We start from the raw sequence: 24,286 nt of genomic DNA on the forward strand, positions 1-24,286 counted from the left end.
AAGCAGAATAATCAATAGAAGTTACAGAACAGGAGCCTCCCTTTTGGAAGCTCCTGTTTTTTATTTATCTTAAACAACCATTTCACTCTTTTTCCAACGCACTCAAAATTGCTCACCCAGATCGTGGCATTTAAAATTTAAATTAACTGGGGGGAACGGCAAATGGCGAAAAAAGAAATCATTGTAGTTGGTGGCGGAATAGGCGGACTTACGGCAGGCGCCATGCTTGCTCAGGCAGGATGTCGTGTGACGATCCTCGAAGCTTCAAGAGAATGGGGCGGCTGCGCCGGAAAATTCCAGCGTAATCAGTTTTTATTTGCAGCCGGAGCGACACTCGGCATGGGGCTTGAAAAAGGCGGGATTCATGAGAGGATCTTTCGTCATTTAGGGGTTAAACTCCATGCAAAGAGACTCGAATCTGTGATGAAAATAAAGCAAGGTGACCGAACGTTAACGTTTCATGCAGACCGGCGCCGCCATGTGCAGGCACTTCAGCAGGCGTTCCCTCAGAAAAAGAACGAGATTGCTGCATTCTATGAAGAAGTTTATCAAAAAGCAGCGAAAATCCGCTTGCTCATGAAAAAGCTTCCCATCCTGCCAGTGAAAACAGGAAAAGAGGCGTTTGAGCTTCTCTCTTCCCTCCGTCCGGTCCACGTGTCCTTAACACCGGACTTTTTTAAAACGATAAGCTCACTTTTAAAAAGGCATGATTTGCATACCTGCCCTGATTTTGTTTCTTTTATTGACGGCCAGCTGATTGACAGCATGCAGACAACAAGCAGGGATTGCGCCCTTCTCATGGGGGTTCTCGCTCTGGATATTTACCATGAAGGTGCTTATTACGTGCAGGGAGGATTGTATCAGTTTGCTTATGAACTGGTAAATGCAGCAAAAAGAAATGGCGCTCATGCCATTCTTGGGCGGCGGGTAAACTCTATTAAAAAAGTCGGGGATCTCTTTGAAGTGGAAGACCATCGCGGTAAAATCAGAACAGCTGATCATGTTATTTGCAATGCTCCCATTCAAGCCCTTTCTGGACTATTGGACCAGCCGTCATTTCATCAGCTTTCAACCGGATTAAAAAAACGGACGAAAAAGGATACATGGGGCACCATGACCGCCTATCTGTCTTTAAAGGATGCTGATCTGCCTGCTGACTTCCCGCTGTTTCAGCAGCTGATGAATCCGGATGGCAAAGGACACGATGAAGGCGACCACTTATTTTTATCGATTTCTGATCCTAATGACCGGCTGCGTGCGCCTGAAGGCTATCGTACGTTAACCGTGAGCACACATATCAACCTCGACCACTGGAAAAACGATGAACAATACGAGGAAAACAAAGCCCTTTTCACTGAAAAAATGCTTCGAACCATTCGAGCGTATTACCCTTCAATTGATGAGGCTGTCGTGGAGCTGTATCCTGGTGCGCCTAAAGCCTGGGAACGGTTTACGCATCGTCCGTCAGGCATGGTCGGCGGGTTTCCGCAAACGAGGTCCCATTCTCTTTTTCTCAGCCTATCCCACCGCACATCCCTTGAAAATTTCTGGCTTTGCGGAGACTCTGTGTTCCCGGGCGGCGGCACCATTGGAGTATCAGTCAGCGGCTACCACTGCTTTCATTCGATTACCGGACGTAAACTGATTCAGTAGGTGTTGTTCAATGGAGTTATCAATTCAAGAATAGTAGAATATTAAAAGCTTCCAGGGGTAGCTTTTGTCTCTTTCTAGCTCTTCCATTCCAGCAACTCTATGCGGTTTCCAAATGGATCCTCTGCATAGATTCTGTTTGCGCCTGGAAGCAAATCATCCTCCACAAATGAAATGTCATGATGGATTAAATGCTTTTTCAGCTCCTCCAACTTCTGCACTTCAAAAGCAGGATGCGCTTTTTTGGCAGGGATAAAAGGCTCCTCAATACCGAGGTGAAGCTGATTTTCACCAGCTCTAAACCAAACGCCCCCGCGAGCCCTCAGCACTTCTGGCTTTTCTACTTCTTCAAAACCCAGAATGCCGGTATAGAATGCTCTTGCCATCCCCTCCGAGCCTTTTGGTGCGGCTAACTGAACATGATCAATTCGTTTAAATGTAAATAACATGATAACCCTCCCTTTTCCTTCTGATTTTAGTTTACAGCTAAGTATTTGATAAGTATAATCGCTATTTCTTCTTATTTATCATAAGTTTTAATTATGAGATCAGAATACATAAAAAAAGCTTTTGAGGCAGAAAGGTCTAAAATCAAGCTGCTTAGAAAGATTTCTTTTAAATCAAATAATAGAATGCTAGAATATGTTGATTAATAGACTCGTTCGATTTCATATCCATCCTTTTCAAGCTCACTTAGTACACTTGGTTCAATGACAACGTGAGCTGAACCGATGATCACAAAGTAGGTCTGCCCATCATCCCTTTGCAGGATCTCATCAAGCTTGTTCGCCATATTTATATTGCGGTTATCATTCAACCCCAGTTGATACTCTTCATCGAAACTTCCAAAACCCTCTGACAGCTGATCAACAAGACCATCCTTATCACCATGAATCCAATCATATCCCAACTCATCTAGCGAGCTCCCCGTTTCTTCAAAATTCTCTAAGGTGCTTTCTAACATTTCCACTTGTGTTTTCATACTGTTGCCACTTAGAACATCATATTGCAGTTCAATGGTTTCTAATTCAACGATTTCTTTATTGTCCTCTAAAGACCGCTGAAGAAAATATAAATCAACGCCATACTCTGGTGCCAAATCACTTTCTTTATGACTGAATTCTCCTAATAGCATTCCTATGAACCATGGCTCAAAATCCTCATAATTTTCTATTGCCATTTCGTTTTCTTCAAATAGATCGGAGAGTTTCGCATAAGCCTCTTCCGACAAAACGTCATCTAAATTTGTATCACCTTCGAACAATGCCATTTCATTAATTTCTTCTTCATTCACTTCCGCTTCAAACATATTAATTTCCGGAAGAACAACATCTGAACTCTCATAAGCTTTTTCAATTTCAGGCGCAAGAGGATAAAAGTCTTCATGACCCAAATGTATGGTTCCTTGAACGTACATAGTCGTTTCGCCATGAACCACTTTCCATAAGAGTCCTCCATCTCCTTCATAGTCCTGACCCGTTCCACTCGTTTCCTCTTCGGTCTCTTGCAATGGCGATTCTGAACCTTGTTCTGCATCATTATCATTGCTTGAACAACCGGCTGCAAAAAGCATCACTGACAAAAAAAGATTCCTATGATTCGTTTTTTCATTGATCTTCATCCTCTCTTGTAATGGGTGCGTGTTATGCTTTCAAAACATCAGCTTGAGTGTAACCCCGAATTAACCTTCCCCCGCATTGATATTTTCAATGTCAATCAACCAATGATTCTTCATCATGAGAGCCCGTTCTGTTCCAGCTAAAGCCGCTGCAATACCGATTGCAAAATTTGTCCAAACTGACAAATTGATTGGCGAGTTGAATGTCCCTATATTTTGGGATATCCATGGGATGTCTGAAAATGATTCCATTACTTGAGTTAGTCCTAACGTCAAGGAAATTAATAAGGTTACGATTGCAATTAATCCGATAAATCCGCTAATTTTCGGAAATTGTTTATGCAGCCACAACCGGAAACCTCTGATCGAACGTTTATCCGGAAATACTGAAAACGCATCTTCATGTTCAGTAAAATAATGAATGCCGCTGATTCCAGTTGAACTTGTCTTTACTTCTATTGCCCCGCGATCGGTTGGCAGAACTGCCGGAAGCTTTGAGAAGGCTACATGCCTGCCCTCCTTGTACAAATCAACTCTGGGCTCTTCAACAAAGTAGTTAGACTTAATGGCATAGTTTGTTCTTTTCCCATCCCTGTCGTTTATGATTTCTATATGAAACAATGAGTGTGTGAATATATTCCAAATTCGGTACTCTTTTAAACGATGCCCATCCCCCTCTTTTACTTTTTTCAATTTTCTACGACGTTTATTCTTTTGTATAGACCGGAGCATCCTTCATTCTCCCCTCTCTGGATGTTGATTAAATGTTTTTTATACTGACTAATCAATCAGTTTTCACTTAAAAAAATATAACGGTAAACTTAACTATTTATTCATAACGAATGCAAGAAGGTCTTGCACCCGTTATGCAAATCTTTAGTACTATGTTATTTAATCATTTTTAAAATATTCTTTTTCACCTTGTCGCTGTAATCCTCTAATCTTGGATCGTTATCATCTAGAGGTAAAGACATGGATAGCGAGATGGCCCCTCTAATGATTAAAGCAACTACTTTACAATCAAAGTCGCTGAACTCATTAGATTTTTGTCCCTCGGCTAAGATCTCTTCCAGTAATACATTCAGCTCTTCTTCAGGATTAATTTCCGTCTTGAAATAAGGTACATTGTTCGGCGGACGCACATTAAAAACAATTTCTAATAATGCAGTGGTATTTTCACGTTTTATACCGCGGTAAGCAATGCCTTCTTCTATAAATGTCATTAATTTTTCCGTATACGTTTGTGCTTTTTCTACTTTTTCCTTAATAAAAGCTTGCTCTTGTTCCGCCAAATAAAGCAGCGTATTATTCATCAAATCTTCCTTGCCTGAAAAGTGGTACGAAATTAATCCTGTACTCGTTTTTGCATTACTGGCTATTTTAGAAAGACTTGTGTTGATATAACCATAGTCCTTTAATACTTCGACAGCGGCTATAATGATTTGTTCTTTACGTGCATCAGCTATATAATATTGTTTATTTTTCATGTTTAACCTGCCTTTGATTTTTGATTACCTATTCTTTATTTTGACTGGATGATCAGTTTTATTGTAAACCGATCATCTAATGCTGTCAAGCTTATGTAATATCAATGCTGCTGAAGACAATCCCTTGATAAGAGTAAGCAGCAGCTGTTGCCAGGCCTCTGGAATAAAAAAGCCCCTGCGCCTCAGCACAGGGACTGCTTCTTAATTATTCAACTTTTACTTTTGAGGCAGCGGAGCGTTAGCCGATATCAGCTCTTTATTAACAAGCTCCTCCCAAAAAGCAGCCGGGATGTCTGCTTTAAGCGCCTGTAGATCTTCTTTAATACGGTCAGGTCTTGTAGATCCCGTCACAACCGCTTTTACTGCAGGATGTGCTGTAGAGAACTGAAGCGCAGCATCTTTCAAGTGAACGCCATGCTTTTGCGCAACTTCATTAAAGCGTTTCACCCGCTCCTTGATTTCAGGAGTGATTTCCTGATAATCAAAAAAGTCTCCTCCAAGTAAAGCACCGGAGTTAAATGCGCCTCCGATTACCAGACCGCCATTTTTCTCCTCTGCTAACGGCATCATTCTTTCCAATGCCCGCTCATGCTGCAAGAGCGTGTATTGGGTTGCAGAAAGGCTCAAATTAGGATGGGCTTCCTCGAGCTCCAGAGCCACTTCGATTGGAACCGTGGTATTCACACCAAGACCCCAGGCTGAAATATAACCGCCTTCTTTCAGTCTATCGAGCACTTTGAAGGCTCCTTTTCGTGCTTCATCAAACTTTGTGATCCATTCATCTCCAAGAAAATCAGGTGAAATATCATGGACATACACAATATCCAGTCGATCTGTTTTCAGACGCTTCATACTTTCCTCAATCGATTTAAGTGTTCCTTCTTCCGTATAATCTGTTTTAATTTTATTCTTTCGTCCGTACTCAAACAGACCCTCTTTTTCTTCTTCTTCATCAAGCACAATACGGCCGACTTTCGTGCTCAGCACATACTCATCTCGATCATAAGCTGATAATGCCTCTCCAAGTCTAGACTCGGCTAGACCAGCACCATAAAAAGGCGCTGTGTCAAAATACCGGACACCTTCATCCCAGGCAGATTGAATCGTTTCCATCGCTTCTTTCTCAGGAACTTCCCTGAACATATTTCCAAGCGGCGCTGTACCTAAGCCAATTTTATTTTTTATAGTAAGTTCTTTTGCCATTAAAAACACCTCTTTTATAACGATTGACCCTATGAAACTAAGCGTATTTGCGCGCTGATTCATTCATTTCGGCCATACGGTTTTGTACCCTTTTTTGAGGCTGGATAAACTGATCGGCTGCTTTCACCCGTTTGATCCATAATCGCTTCAGACCATTAAATCATTTTCCGCTTTCATCCCAATCGCCTGCTTTAAAAGCCGTTGAAGCACTGCTGCAAATATGGCAATGACAAGTGATGCACCAATAGGCACCATTCCAATTAGAATGAGCCCGGGGGCATCATCGAGTTCTGCTGCAAGAAAAACAAATGGAAGAATAGCCGCGTACACCACGCTGATCATAAGAGCACAGTGCTTAATATTTTTAAGCGCTTTAACGGACAATGAAGAGAATGCCTGATTTTTGTCGATATAGCTTAACAGGTTAAAAGCCTGGAATAACGTAATAAAATACGGAATAACTGAAATATACAGCCCTATGACAATGGGATATAAAATGTGGGAATAGTCCGGGTTGACGGGATTATTTGCTAACCATGGAATGGCGATGACCCCCAAAACAAGAACCGGAATGCCCATAAGAATGACAGCAGCTTTTAGAAATAGCGTTGATCCCTGTTTAAACATAAAGCACCTCACTCACGTATGTTTTAAAAAGATTCTAGCACTTTATTTATTGATTATCAATAAATTTTTATTGATTATAATAATTTTATGAAATTGAGCAAAGAAAAAACACTTCTTAATGAAAAGAAATGCTCAAGAGTAATGTCTTATTTTACATGCTCGTTATCTCCACCACTCAAAAGAAGGGTAATTTTCAGATTGAATCAGCACTGACTCTCCCATCTTAGGTGTTGAAATGATTATGTTATGACTGATCGCTGCTTTTGTCACCCGCTCCACCGGATCCGTCCACGAATGAAAAGCCAGCGTGAAGGCTCCCCAGTGAACCGGGATTAACACTCTCCCCCTGACATCAAGATGTGCCTGCACCGTCTCTTCCGGCCGCATATGAATCGCCGACCAACGCTCGTCATATTGACCGCACTCGAGCAAGGTCAGATCAAATGGACCGTATGATTCTCCGATTTCTCTAAAATGGGGGCCATAGCCGCTGTCTCCGCTGTAAAATATTTTTGTTTCGTCTCCGAGAATGACCCATGAACACCATAAGGTCGAATTCCGGTCAAATAATCCTCTTCCGGAAAAATGTCTCGCCGGGGTGCAAACGAGTTTTAGACCTTCCCATTGCAGCTCGTCCCACCAGCCAAGTTCCGTGATTTTTTCATGTGAAACACCCCACTTCGTTAGGCGCTTGCCCACACCGAGTGGAACGATAAATCGCTTCGTTTTAGTCTGTAATTGTATAATAGAATCACGATCCAGGTGGTCATAATGGTCATGGGAAAGGATGATCGCATCCACTTCCGAAAAGTGCTCAGGCTTTACTGGAACCTCTCGTTCATAACGTTTCGTTCCTGCCCAGGAAAATGGAGAAGGACGTGAACCCAACATCGGATCAACTAAAACTCTTTTTCCTTCTATTTCCATATAAAAAGCTGAATGACCGAACCATGTAACTCGTGAGACATCGGAGGGCGGAAGGGTTTTATCCTGTTTAAAAGACGTTGCGGAAATAGATTTGGAAGGCCTCTGATCCGCTATTCCTTTAACCGAATCCTTTACCATGCTCAGCAAGGACTTCCATCCCATATTCATATTTGTGGGAATTTGGTTTTTATATTTTTTCATAAATATGCTCCTAGTTATTCATAAGTACGACCGATTTTAATCTCTTAACCCTTTTCCGTCCATGATTTTCTCCATCGCTTTTTCAATTCTGGACTCCCGGGTTTTTGCTTGTTTTACTTCAGAGAAATAAAGTAGATACCCTCTCTGCCGTCCTGGTGTTAAAGCTTCAAACGCTGTCTTTAATTCAGGCATTTCTTCGAATTTATGCTGCAGCTCTTCAGGTACAGTATACTCAGACGTGTCTTTAAAATCGATTTCCAAGCCTGCTTTTTCGATCTCGATCGCGTTTTGAATGTACATCTTTATCGTTTCTCCAAGAGCTGTAATTTCTTCCGCCTGAGAAAAGCGAATTTGACGGGCGGCCTGGGAATTTTTCGTCTGTTGGATTAAGAGGTGGTCCGGGTCCTTCATCAGAGCCCCTTTTTGAAACATAATCGCACAGTAGTCTTTAAAGCCGTGAATGATCACCACATTTTTCCCGTCAACTGTGTAACAGGGATGCATCCATTTAAAATCCTCCGTCAGACCGCATTCAAGCATCAGTTCCCTCAGCTTTTGAAACTCAGCCTGCCACTTTTTCTCTTTCTTTAAAAAGCCATCCACTTTGCGGCTTGCGATGCTTTTCGTCATGTACAAGCTCCTTTCCTGTGCCTGTTAATGTATTTGAATATATTTACTTTTTAATTCAACTGAACATTCATTTATACAGTTTCTTCGATTTAATCTACCATTTTATGTTAACGTTAAATTGATTTAATTTTATAAATATTAAACGTGCAAATCAAGGAGGTGTGAGGTTTTTGAATAATATGGCTATTGAATGGTTTCCAATTCTGATCTTTATTTTATATATTGCAGCATTTGTTTTTGTCATATGGTTTATGGTCACACTGATTAAGCTGCAGAAGGAAAAGAATGAACATTTAGCTAAGATTTCAAGCGGAATACATTTAGTAAGCAGTAAAATGGATGACCGCTAAATGCATAGGGAGATCTCTTCGCCATGGCATGGCTGTGGTTCAGAAGAGGCATCCCTGTGTGGATTTGTATAATGCGGAAATCGGACTGTGTTCCAGCTTATTTTCGCAATATCTTTTCCATTGCTTTTCCCTTTGCCAGTTCATCCACCAGCTTGTCCAGGTAACGGATTTCCTGCATGGTTGGTTCTTCAATATCCTCTACCCTTATCCCGCATATGACCCCTTTAATGAGTGTTCGTGATGCGTTCATCTCTGGTGCTTCCGCAAAGAAGGTTTCAAAATCGGTCTTCTTTTCCAGCTGCTCTTCTACTTCTTCCTGACTGTACCCTGTCAGCCAGCGGATAATTTCATCCACTTCTGCCTTAGTCCGTCCCTTTTTCTCCGCCTTTGCGATATAATGCGGGTAAACACTGGCAAAACTCATGGTGTAAATTTTATGCTTAGTCATTATGACTCTCCTTTCACAATTTCTTATATTGTTATTATACCTATCGCACGCACAAAACAAGTCCTGCTTTTCTAATTTTGCAAATGATATACTTTATTTAAATGATATTTTAGGGGAGATCTGATATGAATCAAGCATCACAGCTCTACTGGGATGAATACTGGCATTCAAAAAACAAAGAAAAACCGAAGAACGTTACAGCGTGGCAGTTTGGCGCTGAACCGGATTACTTGGCTCAATTAGTCATAGATGGTGTGAAATCAGCGACTTGTTCAGGACTGGTTTTTTATGAACTTGATAATGAACCGCTTCCTGCCGTTGAGGATTACAGTATAGTTTTAAACAGCAAAGATGAACCTGCAGCGATCATCAGAACGGCAGACGTCCAAGTAATGCCGATGAATGAGGTCCCGGAGGAATTTGCGATTGCTGAAGGCGAAGGAGATCGAACCTATCGTCATTGGAAAGAGGTTCATACCGCTTTTTTCACAAAGGAACTGCGAGAAGCAGGGTTGGAGTTTACAGAGGATATGATGCTGGTTTGTGAGCGTTTTGAATTAGTGGATGTTAGAAATAATAGCTAGAAAACCTGATGCATCTTTCCGCAGGCATAATAAGAGACGCACAATACACTTCTATGTATTGTGCGTCTCTTATATTAACTCACCCAGTCGAAGATGCTGCATACTGTACATCCGCTATAAATTGTACTCCGATTAGTGTTTTGCGTCCCCGCTGCTGCACCCATTGAACACGCCCTTCATCAAGTGCGAGCTGTGCATTTGTATGGTGAATTTCAACGCTGTCACCTGCTTTTATGCGTCGTGTTCGCTTGAGTTCTACTCTGCAGCCGCCAATGCTGTAATCCGTGATAATTGACTTCACTTCTCCATCCTCGAGCGATAAGGACGCAGGGATGGAAACCATTTCCCTGACTGCTGACCTCTCAAAACGTTTAGGGCGATACTCTGTTCCGCGGGTGAACTGAACAAATACTCTCCATATAGAAGAACGATTGTAGATCCTTTTTGTATAGCGATCGACCATCGTTAAGTATAGAATTTTTACGATACTTCGATATTGGTTTAGATCGATCGAATTAAACTTCCCTCCAGCACTGAGAGGCCCCCCGCGGGAATCGCTCACCCAAAGCTTTTCAAAATTCAGGTCCTTAATTTCCCCTGCGTTTAATAAAAAGTTTTGTTCTTTTGAAAGCCATTTTTCCGCATTTGGATGAGTAATTTCAAAGCGAAATCCTGTCTCACTCATATCCTTAATCACACATTCAAACTCCTGTCCTCCTGCGCGGATCATCCCATTAAGATCTACTTTATGGCGCTCCGCTCCACGAAAACGCGGTCTCTCCACCGAGATCATCAGTGCAAGTACAAGGGCAAGAAGATTGTAGAGAATCCAGAATATATTAATATAAAGCATATCGTTATTTTCATAGATCTCCAATGGCGTGAATAGATGGAGACTTACTTGAGCAAATGCCATGGCTGTAAATCCAATCAGTACAAAGTAGGGAATGCTTACACGCCATAAAAACTGTCTTTTTTCGCTTTGAATCCCTTTTGCTGTTACATTGAATTTTACATTTTTCTTTAAAAAAGATTCCGTCAAAACAGATAGGGCCATATAAGGTGCCAATGCCACTTCGTATACATGACTCCAGAGCACCGTTCGTTTTTGATCCGACAGCAGCCTGAAGGCTAATTGTGAGGATATAAAAGCAGGAAGCCAAAACGCAAGCAGAGCTAAAAATTCTGTATCCAGACTATAAATGCCAAATACCAGAAATAACAAAGGGGCAAGCAAATAAATCATCTTATAAACACCGAAAAACCAATAATTAATTCCATCCATATACAGCAATCGCTGCATCCAGGTTAGACCTTTTATTGTCATCGGGTTCCATTTCCTTGCTACTTGAATATTGCCTCGGCACCAGCGATCCCGTTGTTTAAGAAGGTCTGCATACGTTTCCGGCGACAGACCGACTGCGAGTGTTTCGTTGACGAAAACAGAGCGTTGTTTCCCCGTCTGCAAAAGCATCCCAGTTGCCATATCCTCCGTAATAACCCCTGTTGCAAACCCTCCAATTGCATCAAGCGCTGACCTCCGGAACAATGCGTTTGACCCAACATACATGGTTGCATTAAATCGGTCTTTCCCTTCCTCAAGACTGCGCATAAAAAAGTCTTGTTCATTTGTAATATTATCTTCAAAGAACAAATTGTATTGAAAAGGGTCTGCATTATAAAATACTTGAGGCGCCTGCACGAAAGATACATGTTCATCTTTAAAATGACCCACTGTCCGTTCAAGAAACTCTTCTTTCGGGACCATATCAGCATCCATCGTAACAATAATTTCGCCCTTTGTTTTTAACATTGCATCATTCAGGTTTCCTGCCTTTGCATGTTCATTGCCTGTGCGGGAAATATACCTAGCTCCAAGTGACTCCGTAAGCTCACGCACAGATTCTCGCTTCCCATCATCACAAACATAAACACGAAGTAAATGTTCCGGATAGCGGAGCATCGTACATGCCACGATTGTCCGCTTGAGCAAGTCCTCCGGTTCATTGTAAGTGGCAATCAAAATATCCACAGAAGGAAGCTGATCAAGATCTGTTAAAGGAATGTGCTTCCGCCTGAATGGTTTCCATGAAAGAATCGTGAATACAATGGACTGCACAAACCCCATAATCTCTGTGGCCAGCAGTAAAATCCCCAATACGAGACTAATGATGCCAAATGTAGGCAGTGTCTCAACTGCTCTCCAAATCAAGTAAACCGCATTCAATAATAAAAAGAGTGAAAGCAAGATGCGGCGGTGCACCCCTCCTCTTTTGGCAGCTCTATATAATAGAAACAGAACCATGATTTCAACAGCCAAAACAAGCCAAACAGTATCTGCCATTATTTTTCCTCCAATCTATTTAAAACGTGCACTGAATAAACTTTTTTTTACAGCATGATAAGCTGGCTTTTCCACCCAATTATCATCAAATAACAATGGCTCGGCTTTTTCAGACTCCTGTGAGATCAACCAGCTCTCCGCGTCTCCTGCTCCCCACACGGTGACTCCCTGGCATGATGACTCTTTCATGCACATTGCTGTTATGTCACCATAAAGTTCAGCTTGTGTATCAAGTCTTTCGTTTCTCGGTTCTCCCATATTCTGAAGCTTAATGTCGAGCTCTGTAACAGCAGTAACAAACCCTGCTTGTCCCCACTTTGCAAAGTTAGTCTTCATCTCCTCAATTGAAATTCCAGGATCCGCAGCATCCAAATGGGCCTGAACACCTATCCCATGAATTGGGTAGCCTTCCCGCTTCCATTTGTTTAAATAGTTGAACATAGATGCGGCCTTCACATTTTCTTTTTCTATCCCATAATCGTTGTAGTACAGAACAGCTTCGGGATCCGCTTCAGACGCCCAGGAAAAGGCAAGGGGGATGTAGGATGGTCCCATCATCCGGTACCAGAAATTTTCTCTGAAGGTCCCATCGTCGTTCCATGCTTCATTCACCACATCCCATTCATTTACACGTCCTTTATAGCGTTCAACCAGCATTTGAATATGTAGCTTTAGCACTTGCTTTGTACGTTCTTCATCCACTGCCTGTTCATAGACCCACTGAGGTATTTCTTCTCCCCAGACAAGCGTATGTCCTCGGATCTCCATGTCATTTTCTTCTGCTAGTTCAATCAGTTCGTCGGTCCTGTCAAATGAAAAACGATCTTTTTCAGGATGAATCGCAGCCATTTTCATTTCATTCTCAATCGTCAAATGATTGAATTCTCTCAATAAAATCTCCTGGTATTTTTCATCTTGAAAAGCCGGTTCAAAACGGACAGCAGATCCAATATAATGTCCTGTTCTATCTGCATGTTCCGCTAATGATTTTTTATCGTCATTCATCAGCCAGCCTCCTGCCAGTAAAAACAGAATCAATCCCATTGCAAGCATCCATTTCTTTTGCACCCCGTGCCCCTCTTTCTTTTATCACCATCATAACCGGTTATATTAGAAACAAACGATAGGTACATATTCCCTTTTTCTTATATTTAAAACAGGCATTTAGAAATGTTTTGACAATAAAAAAACAGACCATTTAAAATGATCTGTTCAGGCAGGCCCATACAGCTGCTGTTATGAGGTGATGTATAACTGGAGAATGGAGAAAGATTTTATTAGAGGCGGTGGGTCAGAATATGTACATACTCCCGTGGTAATAGGCAAATGCTGCAGTTGAGGTTGATCGAGTCTATTAATTGAAGGAACAATAATAACGCTTGGAATTCTTTATTCCAGACGCTCGTCTTTTTCTAAAGATTATATTTATGATACAAACCGGCAAACAGAAAGAACAGTCCATTTACAAAGGTAGCAATCGCATAGACAAAACCAGCAGCTGCCACGGCAATCCCGTCCCCGCTCGCTTCACCAATCCAACGGGCAGATGCAAATAAAACAATAGGTGATAACAGCAGCATCACAATGAGTGAGGATGCAAACCATCTGACTGGATTGGATTTACATATAAGAAACGCTGAGACATTAAGAACAACTATAAAAACGAGCATGATCCAAAGAGACACGATAAACACTCCTTATAGATGAATTAATCTTTAAAAATGTCTATCTTATTTCTTCTTAAAACACCAATCGCTTCTTCTACTGGTAATTTCGGCAGTTGAAACTCCTCTGAAAGAACGTCGCAAATTTCCTCTACCGTTGATAAGTTCCGAACCACTGTTTCTCCGTTTGAATACCGGATGCCAAACTTATTATTCACTAATGACACACTTCTTTTTTTATCCGTTTGATAGAGCTGGCATCTTAAAATGGTCATGAAAGGAGCAGCTGGTTCATTCGATTTTTGTATTACTCCACTAAAGTCCTCAACCTTCGCTTCCTTTCGGGAATGAAAATGCCACGTTTTCCCGCTTTGACTGCCATTCGCATAACGAATATATTTATATAAATTTTGTCCTGGTTCTTCTGGTAATAAGTACACTTCATCTTTGCCGAAAGATGAGATATTTCTAAAATCGCTTTCAAAACTTACCGGTTTAAAGAAGGGAGCCGCAGCCCCGCCATCCACATAAAATCGCTCATGATTAATCACCACAATAATCCCCATATGCTCTTCTCCAAGCATAACGTGATAACACTCAAATCCGATCTCTTTTAATAGCCTCATGAGATTTGAATTCAAGGTATAGCATGTTCCCCCAAACTGGTATTGTTCATGATGATCAACAAAATGACTAAATGATGGAATATCAAAGCTATTATATCCATGCTTTTTAAACAGAATTAGTTTGCTTATGTTTTCAAAGGGAAATGTATTTAACTGGGCATGACAAATCCTTTCCAGGTAAGGCAAAGACGGTTCCTCTAATGATACATTTAAATCGTGCAAGTACTTTTTTGCATCCTCCGAAATTTGCTGCATAGACCATTCAACTCCTAACACCTAGTTATTTTCCCTGCTGCAGCCACTGACTTATGTATATTTAGCTTAATAGAATCTTAAACAACTGCCTTTTCTCTCTGCTTCCAAATACGCTTCAGCACTGCATTCAGCCTTTCAGAGCTCAATACCATGACCGCTATAAACATGAAGACAACAGCCGGAAACAGGTCAATCGTTATATGTGCTGCCATCAGCCCAAAAAGAGGCGGAAGAAAGGTACTTCCTGTATAGGCAAACGCCATCTGGTAGCCCATGATGGTCTGTGAATGCTCTTGACCAAAACGGACAGGCGTTTCCTGCAGCATGGATGGAAATATGGGAGCAAGCCCGAGTCCGATGAGTACAAAGCCGGCGAGTGAGAACGCGGCAGGCAGGGGCAGAAAAAGAAGTCCCGCGCCTGTTAAAGCAAGTGCCTGGCCGGAGCGAATCAATGTGCGGCTGCTTAGTTTAAATGTCATAAACCCAGTGATAAATCTGCCTATCGTAATTCCCGCAAAATAAAAGGAGACCCATTTTGCAGCCGTGGCTGCCGGCAGGTTTTTCACCTCTACAAGAAAGCTGCTTCCCCAAAGTCCGACCAGCGCTTCCACTCCACAGTAGAAAAAGAACGCCGTTAGTGCCAGCCTGACTCCACTTATTTTCAGAGGTTTGGCTGTCGTCGTGTGTACCTCTTCTTTTGCCATTTCCTTTTGAGCAAAGGGCTTTGACTTCACCTTCCCCCATAAAGGGAGTGTGACAAAAAGAATCAGCATAAGGGCAAACTGAATGCTGGCAATTGCCAGATATCCATTTCTCCATGCCGGCTCTCCCGCAATAAACTGCGCCATAATAACGGGTCCAATGGTGGCCCCAACACCCCAGAAGGAATGCAGCCAGCTCATATGGTGGGCATGATAATGAGTTGCCACGTAATCATTTAACCCGGCATCAATCGCTCCAGCGCCCAACCCCAAAGGCAAAGCAAATAAAAATAACCAACTGATTGAAGGGGCAGCGAAAAAGCCGGTAAGCGCACCCGCGGTTAAAAGTGTACTGAACGCAGCAACATTCCCTGTTCCAAACCTTTTCAGGATTTTACCGCTGACAAGACTCGAAATAATCGTACCGCCCGCAATCGTCATAAAAAGCAAGCCCGCCGTCTCTATAGGCACTCCAAGGTCCCGCTGCATGACGGGCCACGCTGCTCCTAGCACTGAATCCGGTAGCCCCAGACTAATAAAAGCCAAATATATAATAAGTAAAAGCAAAACCGCCATACAGATTGCCTCCTAAAGATGCAGCAGATTTATAGGAACAAGGGGGAATGAGGGGGGGGAACAGGATGTTCAACCGACGATGTCTGCCCAGCTCCTGTACCCTAAACATCATGCATCACGATTCAGCTAGAGCGTCTCATCCAATTTATGAATTTTTGACTTGGAAAGTAAAAACACATCGCCCAGTATGTCGATCTTGTTTCCTTGTACACGTACAGCACAATCTTTATTTGACGCGTAAATATCTATTTCTTCCGATAAAGAAGACAGTTCGTCCTGAACCAGCTCAAGGTTATTTTCTAGATCAAAATGAGAAAGGACGGAAAAGTGATCAAGGCCAATTCCTTCGTAAACAGAGCACATTTCAAATTTATAATCGAATTTCTTCAGCATGAATTTAATGATTTATACGTGTAACTCCTTCTTTTCCCTGCAGATATTTCTTATTAATCAATTTAACTTTGCCCATTTAATCAATAGATTCTCAAGTATATCTCCAGAACCTAAATTTTTGTTAATACCTTGCAGATAAAATTTCTTTTCATCTGCTGGAAAACTGCTACAAGCTATTAAAAAAGCTCGTTGACTCCATACATTTAATCTTGGGTAGTCTTCTTTTAACTCTCTTAACCAGTCTGTCTGATTAGAAATATTAGCACACAAAATAACTTCCCTTTTTATATTTTCAGACGAGCTATTATACTTACTTATAATTTTTTGAATATGATTGAAATGAATTGTATTAGCAAAAAGACTCAAAATTGAGATCTGAAAAAATTCATTAACTTTAAAAACTTCTGTGTCCAATAAATTGATAAGTTCCTCTCCAACATCATACATTTTTACATTTTGATTGTTCGCTATTGAAATAAAATATCTAGAAATATCACTTATAGCAGGTACAAGTTTAGTGAAATTTTTAGACACATATTCAATCGCATTAGGAGTACCAATTAGCGAAATCCTCCTAAACAGCCACCTAATTCTACTATAATTCGGCTCATCTTGTTGGAGGTATTTATCCAATAATTGAGCAAGGTTTTCTTTGGTGAAAAGTTCCATTTTTTTGTCCGGTATTGTTTTAGCACGAATCGCCCCATAGCCTCCTGAAGTATATTCTTTCAACACTTCGGTTATATCTTCTTCTAATTTATTTATAGGATTATCCTTTAAGTTTTCATTGCAATAATTAATAAAATGTGTCGAAGAATATATTTTTGTTTTTTGATTTTGTAAAATTAACCTTTGTTGTTTATCCAATATTGTTGCCATTTCATAAACTAGTTTTTTTGCTTCTATAGGGTCATTACAAAACATTACAATGTCGTCAGAATATCGGCAGAATTCAATACCTCTTGCTAAAAGACTGTTGTCAACTGGTATTAAAGACATCTCGGCTAAAAGATGAACTGAGTGTGGGCCTATAGGTATACCCCGCGATACCCGCTGAGTGATCGATTCTAAGAGATTCATAATCGATTTCTTAGCTGGATTGGGAAAATCACAACTTATTAATTGATTTTCAATGGTATGGTGATAAATTTGGTTGTAAAAATCCGCAATATCTACATAGATCGCGAACTCATAACTTTGAGCCTTGTTCTTGCACGTTTCCCAAAACTGATTCCAAGAATTATAATTATTATAAAAATATCCATCTGAACTTGGATTAAACCTATAATTAAATACCCTTTGATCCCCTTTTGGTATCCTTTTATTTTCAATGTTTTGACCGAACTGATATATTATCGATGCTAATAAAATACTATCCAACGGATCTAGCTGTGTGGCTACTCTATAAGATAACTCAGACTTTGGAATAATAAATCTTCTGCAGGGTTTCCAAGCATAATTGCTTATATCAATTTTAGCTATCTCATTCGCTACATGTTCTTTATCTTTGTAAATAACCTTAATCTCTTCCGGTTTAGGAAACAAATCAGTATCACTGTCCATAAAAATATGTTCAATTCCCCATAAAATTGATTCATTGGCTAATTTCATACAAACCTCCACTAGTAAAATATTATTATAAGTGCATATTTAATATATAAATAGTAAACCCTTTGCTATAGCTCACAATGGTATTTTACTTTTACCAGATTTTCTATATATATAACATTTAACCCTTCTTTCAAATATTTGAATTTCCTATGGAAAATTGATCTATATTATTAAGTTTAAACTTTTTCAGTATCATAAATAACCCCTGGAAAAAGAAAAAACCCTCCCCATTGCACTCATAATAAGTGTAACGGAAAGGGCATTAATGTACTACATAATCACTTAAAAACTCAACTTACTCAACAGTCACACTCTTCGCCAGGTTTCTCGGCTTATCTACATCACAGTCTCTGTGCAGTGCTGCATAGTATGCGATTAGCTGAGTTGGCACGACGGAAACAAGCGGGCTTAGCAGTTCGTGAACGTGAGGGATCACGTAGCTGTCGCCTTCTTCTTCCATGCCTTTCATGGAGATGGTGCATGTGTGAGCGCCGCGTGCTGCTACTTCTTTTACGTTTCCGCGGATGCTTAGGTTTACATTTTCCTGTGTAGTGACAGCGAAGACCGGCGTTCCTTCTTCAATCAGAGCAATCGTACCGTGCTTCAGTTCTCCTCCGGCAAAGCCTTCTGCCTGGATGTAGGAGATTTCTTTCAGCTTAAGAGCTGCTTCCTGTACCACATGGTAGTCCATTGAGCGTCCGATGAAGAAAGCATTGCGTGTCACGCTAAGGAAGTCGCGTGCGATTTGTTCAAATGCCTCTTTGTCGTCCGTCAGTGCTTCCATTGCTGTTGCTACGATTCCAAGCTCCTGAACCAGGTCAAAGCTCATTTCAAAGCCTTTTGCTTTACCTGCTACTTCTGCAAGGATGGAAAGCACGGCAATTTGAGCTGTGTAGGCCTTCGTGGACGCTACAGCGATTTCTGGTCCTGCATGCAATAGCAGTGTATGGCTTGCTTCACGGGAAAGCGTAGAGCCTGCCACGTTTGTTAACGTTAGTGTCGGGTGTCCAAGCTCCTTCACGCGTACAAGTACGGCGCGGCTGTCCGCTGTTTCACCACTTTGAGAGATAAAGATAAATAACGGTTTGTCAGACAGAAGCGGTGTGTTGTAGACAAATTCGCTGGCTACATGTACTTCTGTTGGGATTTTTGCTGTTTTTTCAAGGAACTCTTTTCCTACAAGTCCAGCGTGGTAGCTTGTTCCGCAGGCTACGATGTAGATGCGGTCTGCAGCGTTCACAGCATTCAGGACGCCTTCGTCAATGGTAAGCTCACCGGAATCGTTCTGATACGCCTGGATGATTTTACGCATAACCAGCGGCTGCTCATCAATTTCTTTAAGCATGTAGTGAGGATACGTTCCTTTTTCGATGTCGCTTGCATCAAGCTCAGCTTTATATGGAGAACGTGTCATCGTTTCACCGTCAAGGTTTTTAATGATTACCTCATCCTGCTTTACGATGACCATTTCTTTGTCCATCAGCTCTACGTACTGATCGGTTACTTGAAGCATTGCCATCGCATCAGATGCAACGACGTTAAAATCTTCTCCAAGTCCGACGAGCAGCGGGCTTTTGTTTTTCGCAACAAAGATTGTGTCTTCCTGCTGATTATCTAAAAGAGCAATGGCGTAAGAACCTTTTAGTTCCTTCAATGCTTTTTGGAAGGCTTCTTCTGTTGAAAGGCCCTGATTCACAAAGCTTTCAATCAGCTGAACAATGACTTCTGTGTCGGTTTCGCTGACAAGTTCAACAGATGCAAGATGTTCACGCTTAAGCTGAGAGTAGTTTTCGATTACTCCGTTATGCACAAGGGTGAAACGCGCTGTTGTACTTTGATGCGGGTGAGCATTTACATGGCTTGGTGCGCCGTGTGTAGCCCAGCGTGTGTGACCAATTCCGACTGATCCTTCCACACTGCTGTCGACAACTGAACGAAGATCTGCAATCCGGCCTTTTTCCTTAAATACCGCAACACCATTTTCATTTTTCACAGCAATTCCTGCTGAATCGTATCCGCGGTATTCTAATTTTTCAAGACCTTTTAACAAAATTTCCTTCGAGTCATTTAATCCAATATAACCTACAATTCCACACATAATTCTTTTCCTCCTGTTGGATAAAGGAGGTCCAGAGGTCGTCAGGGGACGACTTGGCCCCCTTTATCTCTCAATTAGTTATTTTTTTGGGCTGCATTCCCGTTCTTTTGTCCACGAAGTCGCCTTCATGATTTCAAGTGCGGGTATACGACTGTGCAGTATTCAGCCGGGAGGCATCCGCCGAAAACTCGATGCTCCTCCTCCTCGTCAACTGCCGAACGTGATCCGGGCAGTCCTGGCGCTTTTTATTAAGTGGTTCTCCTGCGATCCACCTTTCTATTATTGGCTCAACCAACCTGTGTATACCCTCTTTTGGAAAGTTAACACATACTACATCATACTCGATGAAAAGGAAATCCGTCAACAGAATTTGTAAAATGAGCACAAGGTTTAGTTTAGCAGTTTTCCTTGTTTCATGGGTTACGGCCGATTAACAGTTTGAATACAAAAAAACGGCCGGGCATCAAAGGTTTTTTGATGCTCGGCCGTTTGTGATTATGCTTTAATGCCCATTTCATCTTCTACGACTTCTGCAATACGGTTTACGTATGATTCACATAACTCTGCCGTTTGCGCTTCCGCCATGACACGTACAAGCGGCTCAGTGCCGGAAGGACGGACTAAAATTCGGCCGTTGCCGTTCATCTCTGCTTCGACTTCCTGAATAACGGATTTCACACGATCGTTATCCGTTACACCATGCTTGTCACTTACTCGGATATTTACAAGCTTTTGAGGGAAAATTTCCATTTCACCTGCAAGCTCAGAAAGCTTTTTGCCTGTCACCTTCATAATGTTAACAAGATGAAGCCCAGTCAGCAGACCATCTCCTGTTGTATTGTAATCAAGGAAGATAATATGTCCGGACTGTTCGCCGCCAAGTGTATAGTTATGCTTTTTCATTTCTTCTACTACATACCGGTCGCCAACAGCTGTCTGGATGCTGGTGATTCCTTCTGCTTCGAGCCCCTTGTAAAAGCCGAGGTTGCTCATAACAGTAGAAACAAGCGTATTATGCTTTAGACGCGCTTCTGATTTCAGATGCTTCGCGCAGATAAACATAATCTGGTCGCCGTCTACGATCTTTCCGTTTTCATCAACTGCAATAATACGGTCGCCGTCGCCATCAAACGCTAGTCCTACGTCCGCATTTTTCTCTTTTACAAAGGCAGCAAGAGCTTCAGGGTGAGTCGAGCCAACCCCTTCATTAATGTTTAAGCCGTTTGGAGATGCCCCCATTGTGGACAGGTCAGCGTCCAAATCAGCAAACAAGTGTGTTGCGTGTGTGGAAGTCGCTCCGTGTGCGCAATCAAGTGCTACGTGAATACCTGAAAAGTCTTCATCTGCAGTTTGTTTCAGATACTGAAGGTATTTCTGCCCGCCTTCGAAGTAGTCCGTAACGATTCCCAGATCTCCTCCAACAGGACGCGGCGTTTCATCTTTTTCCCCATCGATTAACGCTTCAATTTCATTTTCCTGCTCGTCTGTAAGCTTAAAGCCGTCAGGTCCGAAAAATTTAATGCCGTTATCCGGTACCGGGTTATGCGAAGCAGAGATCATGACGCCCGCTTGAGCACCCATTGCTTTTGTCAGGAATGCAACTCCAGGTGTTGAAATCACACCAAGGCGCATCACTTCTGCACCTATTGAAAGAAGGCCTGCTACAAGTGCGCCTTCCAGCATATGTCCTGAAATTCTTGTATCACGGCCGATTAGTACTTTCGGTCTCGTGGTTTCTTTTGTCAGCACGTAGCCCCCAAAGCGTCCAAGCTTGAAAGCCAGTTCTGGCGTCAGTTCCGCATTTGCTACGCCACGAACACCGTCTGTTCCAAAATATTTACCCATTGCATTCATCGCTCCTTCTTATCTTTGCCTAATCCAATAGTCTTTTGTTTTTTTATGCTTGTGATAGCTGAATGGTGACGTTTGATTGAGACAGCACGTACACCATTTCAGGCGGACCCTCGACTTGAACTTCCACTTCATGCTCGCCTTCTTCGAGTTCCGCTGCATCTACGTAAAGCGTCACATCTTCTTCTGTTAAAGCTTCCACCTCGTCTGACTCGCCTGTCACACGCAGATTAAGCTCCCCGCTCGGCGGATTTTGAAACGCCGCCTGCAGATCATCGCCGGAACCTCTTACTTCGACAGGAAGAGCCGACAGAGTCAGCTCTTTATCTTCTTCTGTATTCGATTCTGTACTTGCATTTTCATCGTTCTCATTGTTTTCATTGTTTTCATCCGTTGTATCATCTGGTGCTTCTTCAGATGCATCCTCCGGTGTTTCCTCCGGCTCCTCTGAAGGCGGATCTGGTTCTTCAGAAACTGGCTCATTGGCTTCGGCAGCATCTTCCGGATCCGTCGTAAATGTGACGATTGCTGCGGCTGATGGATCGGACAGCTCGCCTACTCCATCCGGAATCGGGATTGGCACTTCAATCCGCGAACCGCTTTCTTCAATACCGGTTAAGTCAAATGGCACTTCTATTTCCTCAATCGCATCAATAACATCCGTCGGGCCGAAAATGGTGACGGTGTCATTTGACAGTGTCAGCTCGTCCACCTCAAGTCCCTCTGAAAGAGTACCCGTTTGGATGGGGACAATGCTGACTTCCCTGCTTGGCTGCGTCACGCTGATAGTAACATCAACTGTAGCTGGCTCAATGGAAACCGGCAATTTATCAAGATCCGCATTCATTACCTGAACGGTTGATTGAACGGTCTCTTCCCCGTCCACTTCACCATCCACATTAATGGTTGCACGGACATACCTGATCGCATCAATAATGTTTTTCGCTCCGGTTACGACAACGGTCTCAGGGCTTACCGTTACTTCTTCAAGCTCGTAGCCATCCGGAATAATATTATCACTAAATTCTGTATCCACGGAGAATTCTTCCGTCACCCGCTCATCAATTGTAACCTCTGCGTAAGGCTCGGACAGAGTAACGTCAAGCTGCTGGGAAAAACCTTCATATTGAATTTGTACTTCGTGCGTACCGATTTCCTGTTCACTCAAGTTTACAAAAACTCTGTAATTTCTAAGTCCTCTTGTTGCCGCAACAATTTGTGAAGGACCGGAAATGGATACATTAACAGAACTCGGCACGCCAGTCACGACTAGTGAATCCTGGTTATAAATCGTATCAACCGGTACATTTTCGATTACTTCTGTTGTACTTTGCGGATTCGGATTTTCATTTTGCTGGTCATCAGGACTGTTGACGGTCGCAAACATAATTGCTGCCATTAATAACGCAAAACCTCTTAGAAACCATCGGCTCTCCAGAAATTTATCCATTATTCTTTTTACCCCTCCAATTCCAACGCGTCGAGGCAGCGGCGGTTTCACTTTCTCCAAACCACTCTCGGCGAAGCAGGGAGCTGAACTCATCAAGCTCCAGATTGCGCTGCAGTTCTCCGTTGGCTGTAAATGAAATCGCCCCTGTTTCTTCAGAAACGACCACTGTGATGCTATCGGTTACCTCACTTACACCAAGTGCTGCACGGTGCCTTGTACCCAGCTCCTTTGAAATAAAGGGGCTTTCTGAAAGAGGAAGATAGCAGGCAGCCGCTGCAATCCGGCTTTTTTGAATAATCACAGCACCATCATGTAGAGGCGTGTTTGGAATAAATAAATTAATTAAGAGCTCAGATGTTAAATGGGAGTCCATTTGAATTCCCGTTTCAATATAGTCACCCATGCCTGTTTCTTTTTCAAACGTAATGAGCGCTCCAATCCGCCGTTTAGCCATGTAGCTGACGGATTTAGTAACCGCCTCTACAAGACGTTCCCGCTCTTCATCTTCCTGGAGACTGCCTCTGGCAAAAATCTTGCCGCGTCCAAGCTGTTCAAGGGCTCTTCGCAATTCCGGCTGGAAGATGATAATGACCCCAAGAACCCCCCAGAGCATAACCTGGGACATCATCCATGCTAACGTATTAAAGCCAAGGAGTTCACTGAGCCCCCGGACGATGACAATAACAAAAATCCCTTTTAAGAGCTGCACAGCCTTCGTCCCGCGGATCACAGTGATTAATTTATAAACCACGAACCAGACGAGTAAAATATCGACTGCGTTGATCACAAGATCCAATACCGCTAAATCTGTGAATTGATCGGCAAACGGCATATGACTTCCTCCACTAATGTATTTGAAACATTCCCACTACAGGAAATTAACGTTGAATTTGCTTTAAACTATGTCATTATAACACACCTTATACGGTAAGTCCGCATTCTCTCCCGGCAGCAGGAAAATTATTAGACAGCACAAAAAAGAGGATGCACCT

Annotated in this window: 22 protein-coding genes and 1 pseudogene; 3 read left to right on the forward strand and 20 right to left on the reverse strand. The window is 42.2% G+C overall.

What is annotated here, in order from left to right:
* Nucleotides 1-162: 162 nt before the first annotated feature.
* Entirely contained in the window at nucleotides 163-1,653 is a 1,491-nt protein-coding gene (locus P6709_RS11290; RefSeq protein ID WP_278241028.1) for an FAD-dependent oxidoreductase, read from the forward strand.
* 74 nt (nucleotides 1,654-1,727) lie between these two features.
* On the opposite strand, the gene P6709_RS11295 is transcribed toward P6709_RS11290, so the two are convergent.
* The 8 genes from P6709_RS11295 to P6709_RS11330 form a co-directional block, all read right to left on the reverse strand.
* The gene (locus tag P6709_RS11295) at nucleotides 1,728-2,099 is read right to left on the reverse strand and encodes a VOC family protein (RefSeq protein ID WP_278241029.1); all 372 of its coding nucleotides are present in this window, start codon (nucleotides 2,097-2,099) and stop codon (nucleotides 1,728-1,730) included.
* 200 nt (nucleotides 2,100-2,299) lie between these two features.
* Entirely contained in the window at nucleotides 2,300-3,223 is a 924-nt protein-coding gene (locus P6709_RS11300; protein WP_278241068.1) for a TraB/GumN family protein, read from the reverse strand.
* 108 nt (nucleotides 3,224-3,331) lie between these two features.
* Complete coding sequence (locus P6709_RS11305; protein ID WP_278241030.1) at nucleotides 3,332-4,000, reverse strand: hypothetical protein; 669 nt, start codon at nucleotides 3,998-4,000, stop codon at nucleotides 3,332-3,334.
* A 155-nt stretch (nucleotides 4,001-4,155) separates the two neighbouring features.
* The gene (locus P6709_RS11310; protein WP_278241031.1) at nucleotides 4,156-4,755 is read right to left on the reverse strand and encodes a TetR/AcrR family transcriptional regulator; all 600 of its coding nucleotides are present in this window, start codon (nucleotides 4,753-4,755) and stop codon (nucleotides 4,156-4,158) included.
* Between the two features lie 216 nt (nucleotides 4,756-4,971).
* Nucleotides 4,972-5,958, reverse strand: a complete 987-nt coding sequence (locus P6709_RS11315; RefSeq protein ID WP_278241032.1) for an aldo/keto reductase — start codon at nucleotides 5,956-5,958, stop codon at nucleotides 4,972-4,974.
* 147 nt (nucleotides 5,959-6,105) lie between these two features.
* Nucleotides 6,106-6,585 carry a DUF2975 domain-containing protein gene (locus P6709_RS11320; protein WP_278241033.1) on the reverse strand — a complete coding sequence of 160 codons (480 nt, stop codon included), beginning with the start codon at nucleotides 6,583-6,585 and terminating at the stop codon, nucleotides 6,106-6,108.
* A gap of 162 nt (nucleotides 6,586-6,747) precedes the next feature.
* A complete protein-coding gene (locus P6709_RS11325; RefSeq protein WP_278241034.1) occupies nucleotides 6,748-7,713 on the reverse strand; it encodes an MBL fold metallo-hydrolase in 966 nt (321 codons plus the stop codon).
* Nucleotides 7,714-7,749: 36 nt separating this feature from the next.
* Entirely contained in the window at nucleotides 7,750-8,343 is a 594-nt protein-coding gene (locus P6709_RS11330; RefSeq protein ID WP_278241035.1) for a YdeI/OmpD-associated family protein, read from the reverse strand.
* 170 nt (nucleotides 8,344-8,513) lie between these two features.
* Between P6709_RS11330 and P6709_RS11335 the strand changes: the two genes are divergently transcribed.
* Nucleotides 8,514-8,693 (forward strand): hypothetical protein, encoded by a 180-nt coding sequence (locus tag P6709_RS11335; RefSeq protein ID WP_278241069.1) that lies wholly within the window; start codon nucleotides 8,514-8,516, stop codon nucleotides 8,691-8,693.
* 97 nt (nucleotides 8,694-8,790) lie between these two features.
* Here the strand turns inward: P6709_RS11335 and P6709_RS11340 are convergent, their stop codons facing one another.
* Nucleotides 8,791-9,141: a DUF2200 domain-containing protein gene (locus P6709_RS11340; protein WP_278241036.1), complete on the reverse strand. Its 351-nt coding sequence runs from the start codon at nucleotides 9,139-9,141 to the stop codon at nucleotides 8,791-8,793.
* A 125-nt stretch (nucleotides 9,142-9,266) separates the two neighbouring features.
* On the opposite strand from P6709_RS11340, the gene P6709_RS11345 reads away from it, so the two are divergent.
* Complete coding sequence (locus P6709_RS11345; RefSeq protein ID WP_278241037.1) at nucleotides 9,267-9,725, forward strand: ASCH domain-containing protein; 459 nt, start codon at nucleotides 9,267-9,269, stop codon at nucleotides 9,723-9,725.
* 79 nt (nucleotides 9,726-9,804) lie between these two features.
* Here the strand turns inward: P6709_RS11345 and P6709_RS11350 are convergent, their stop codons facing one another.
* From P6709_RS11350 to cdaA, 11 genes and pseudogenes are all read right to left on the reverse strand, one after another.
* Entirely contained in the window at nucleotides 9,805-12,069 is a 2,265-nt protein-coding gene (locus P6709_RS11350; RefSeq protein WP_278241038.1) for a glycosyltransferase, read from the reverse strand.
* 15 nt (nucleotides 12,070-12,084) lie between these two features.
* The gene (locus P6709_RS11355; RefSeq protein ID WP_278241039.1) at nucleotides 12,085-13,137 is read right to left on the reverse strand and encodes an endo-1,4-beta-xylanase; all 1,053 of its coding nucleotides are present in this window, start codon (nucleotides 13,135-13,137) and stop codon (nucleotides 12,085-12,087) included.
* A 344-nt stretch (nucleotides 13,138-13,481) separates the two neighbouring features.
* Nucleotides 13,482-13,754 carry a hypothetical protein gene (locus P6709_RS11360; RefSeq protein WP_278241040.1) on the reverse strand — a complete coding sequence of 91 codons (273 nt, stop codon included), beginning with the start codon at nucleotides 13,752-13,754 and terminating at the stop codon, nucleotides 13,482-13,484.
* A 23-nt stretch (nucleotides 13,755-13,777) separates the two neighbouring features.
* Complete coding sequence (locus tag P6709_RS11365; RefSeq protein WP_278241041.1) at nucleotides 13,778-14,614, reverse strand: arylamine N-acetyltransferase; 837 nt, start codon at nucleotides 14,612-14,614, stop codon at nucleotides 13,778-13,780.
* Between the two features lie 77 nt (nucleotides 14,615-14,691).
* The gene (locus P6709_RS11370) at nucleotides 14,692-15,891 is read right to left on the reverse strand and encodes an MFS transporter (protein ID WP_278241042.1); all 1,200 of its coding nucleotides are present in this window, start codon (nucleotides 15,889-15,891) and stop codon (nucleotides 14,692-14,694) included.
* Nucleotides 15,892-16,017: 126 nt separating this feature from the next.
* Nucleotides 16,018-16,257 (reverse strand): annotated as a pseudogene (locus P6709_RS11375) (cyanophycinase); the annotation flags it as partial.
* 84 nt (nucleotides 16,258-16,341) lie between these two features.
* Nucleotides 16,342-17,895, reverse strand: a complete 1,554-nt coding sequence (locus tag P6709_RS11380) for an RNA-directed DNA polymerase (protein ID WP_278241043.1) — start codon at nucleotides 17,893-17,895, stop codon at nucleotides 16,342-16,344.
* 295 nt (nucleotides 17,896-18,190) lie between these two features.
* Nucleotides 18,191-19,993 carry a glutamine--fructose-6-phosphate transaminase (isomerizing) gene (gene glmS / locus P6709_RS11385; RefSeq protein ID WP_278241044.1) on the reverse strand — a complete coding sequence of 601 codons (1,803 nt, stop codon included), beginning with the start codon at nucleotides 19,991-19,993 and terminating at the stop codon, nucleotides 18,191-18,193.
* A 495-nt stretch (nucleotides 19,994-20,488) separates the two neighbouring features.
* A complete protein-coding gene (gene glmM, locus P6709_RS11390; protein ID WP_278241045.1) occupies nucleotides 20,489-21,838 on the reverse strand; it encodes a phosphoglucosamine mutase in 1,350 nt (449 codons plus the stop codon).
* A 52-nt stretch (nucleotides 21,839-21,890) separates the two neighbouring features.
* A complete protein-coding gene (locus P6709_RS11395) occupies nucleotides 21,891-23,294 on the reverse strand; it encodes a CdaR family protein (RefSeq protein ID WP_278241046.1) in 1,404 nt (467 codons plus the stop codon).
* The gene (gene cdaA / locus P6709_RS11400) at nucleotides 23,287-24,126 is read right to left on the reverse strand and encodes a diadenylate cyclase CdaA (RefSeq protein ID WP_278241047.1); all 840 of its coding nucleotides are present in this window, start codon (nucleotides 24,124-24,126) and stop codon (nucleotides 23,287-23,289) included. The genes P6709_RS11395 and cdaA overlap by 8 nt, the downstream gene beginning before the upstream one ends.
* Between the last annotated feature and the right edge of the window lie 160 nt (nucleotides 24,127-24,286).

Source organism: Jeotgalibacillus sp. ET6, from assembly GCF_029667115.1.
Taxonomy (GTDB): Bacteria; Bacillota; Bacilli; order Bacillales; family Jeotgalibacillaceae; genus Jeotgalibacillus.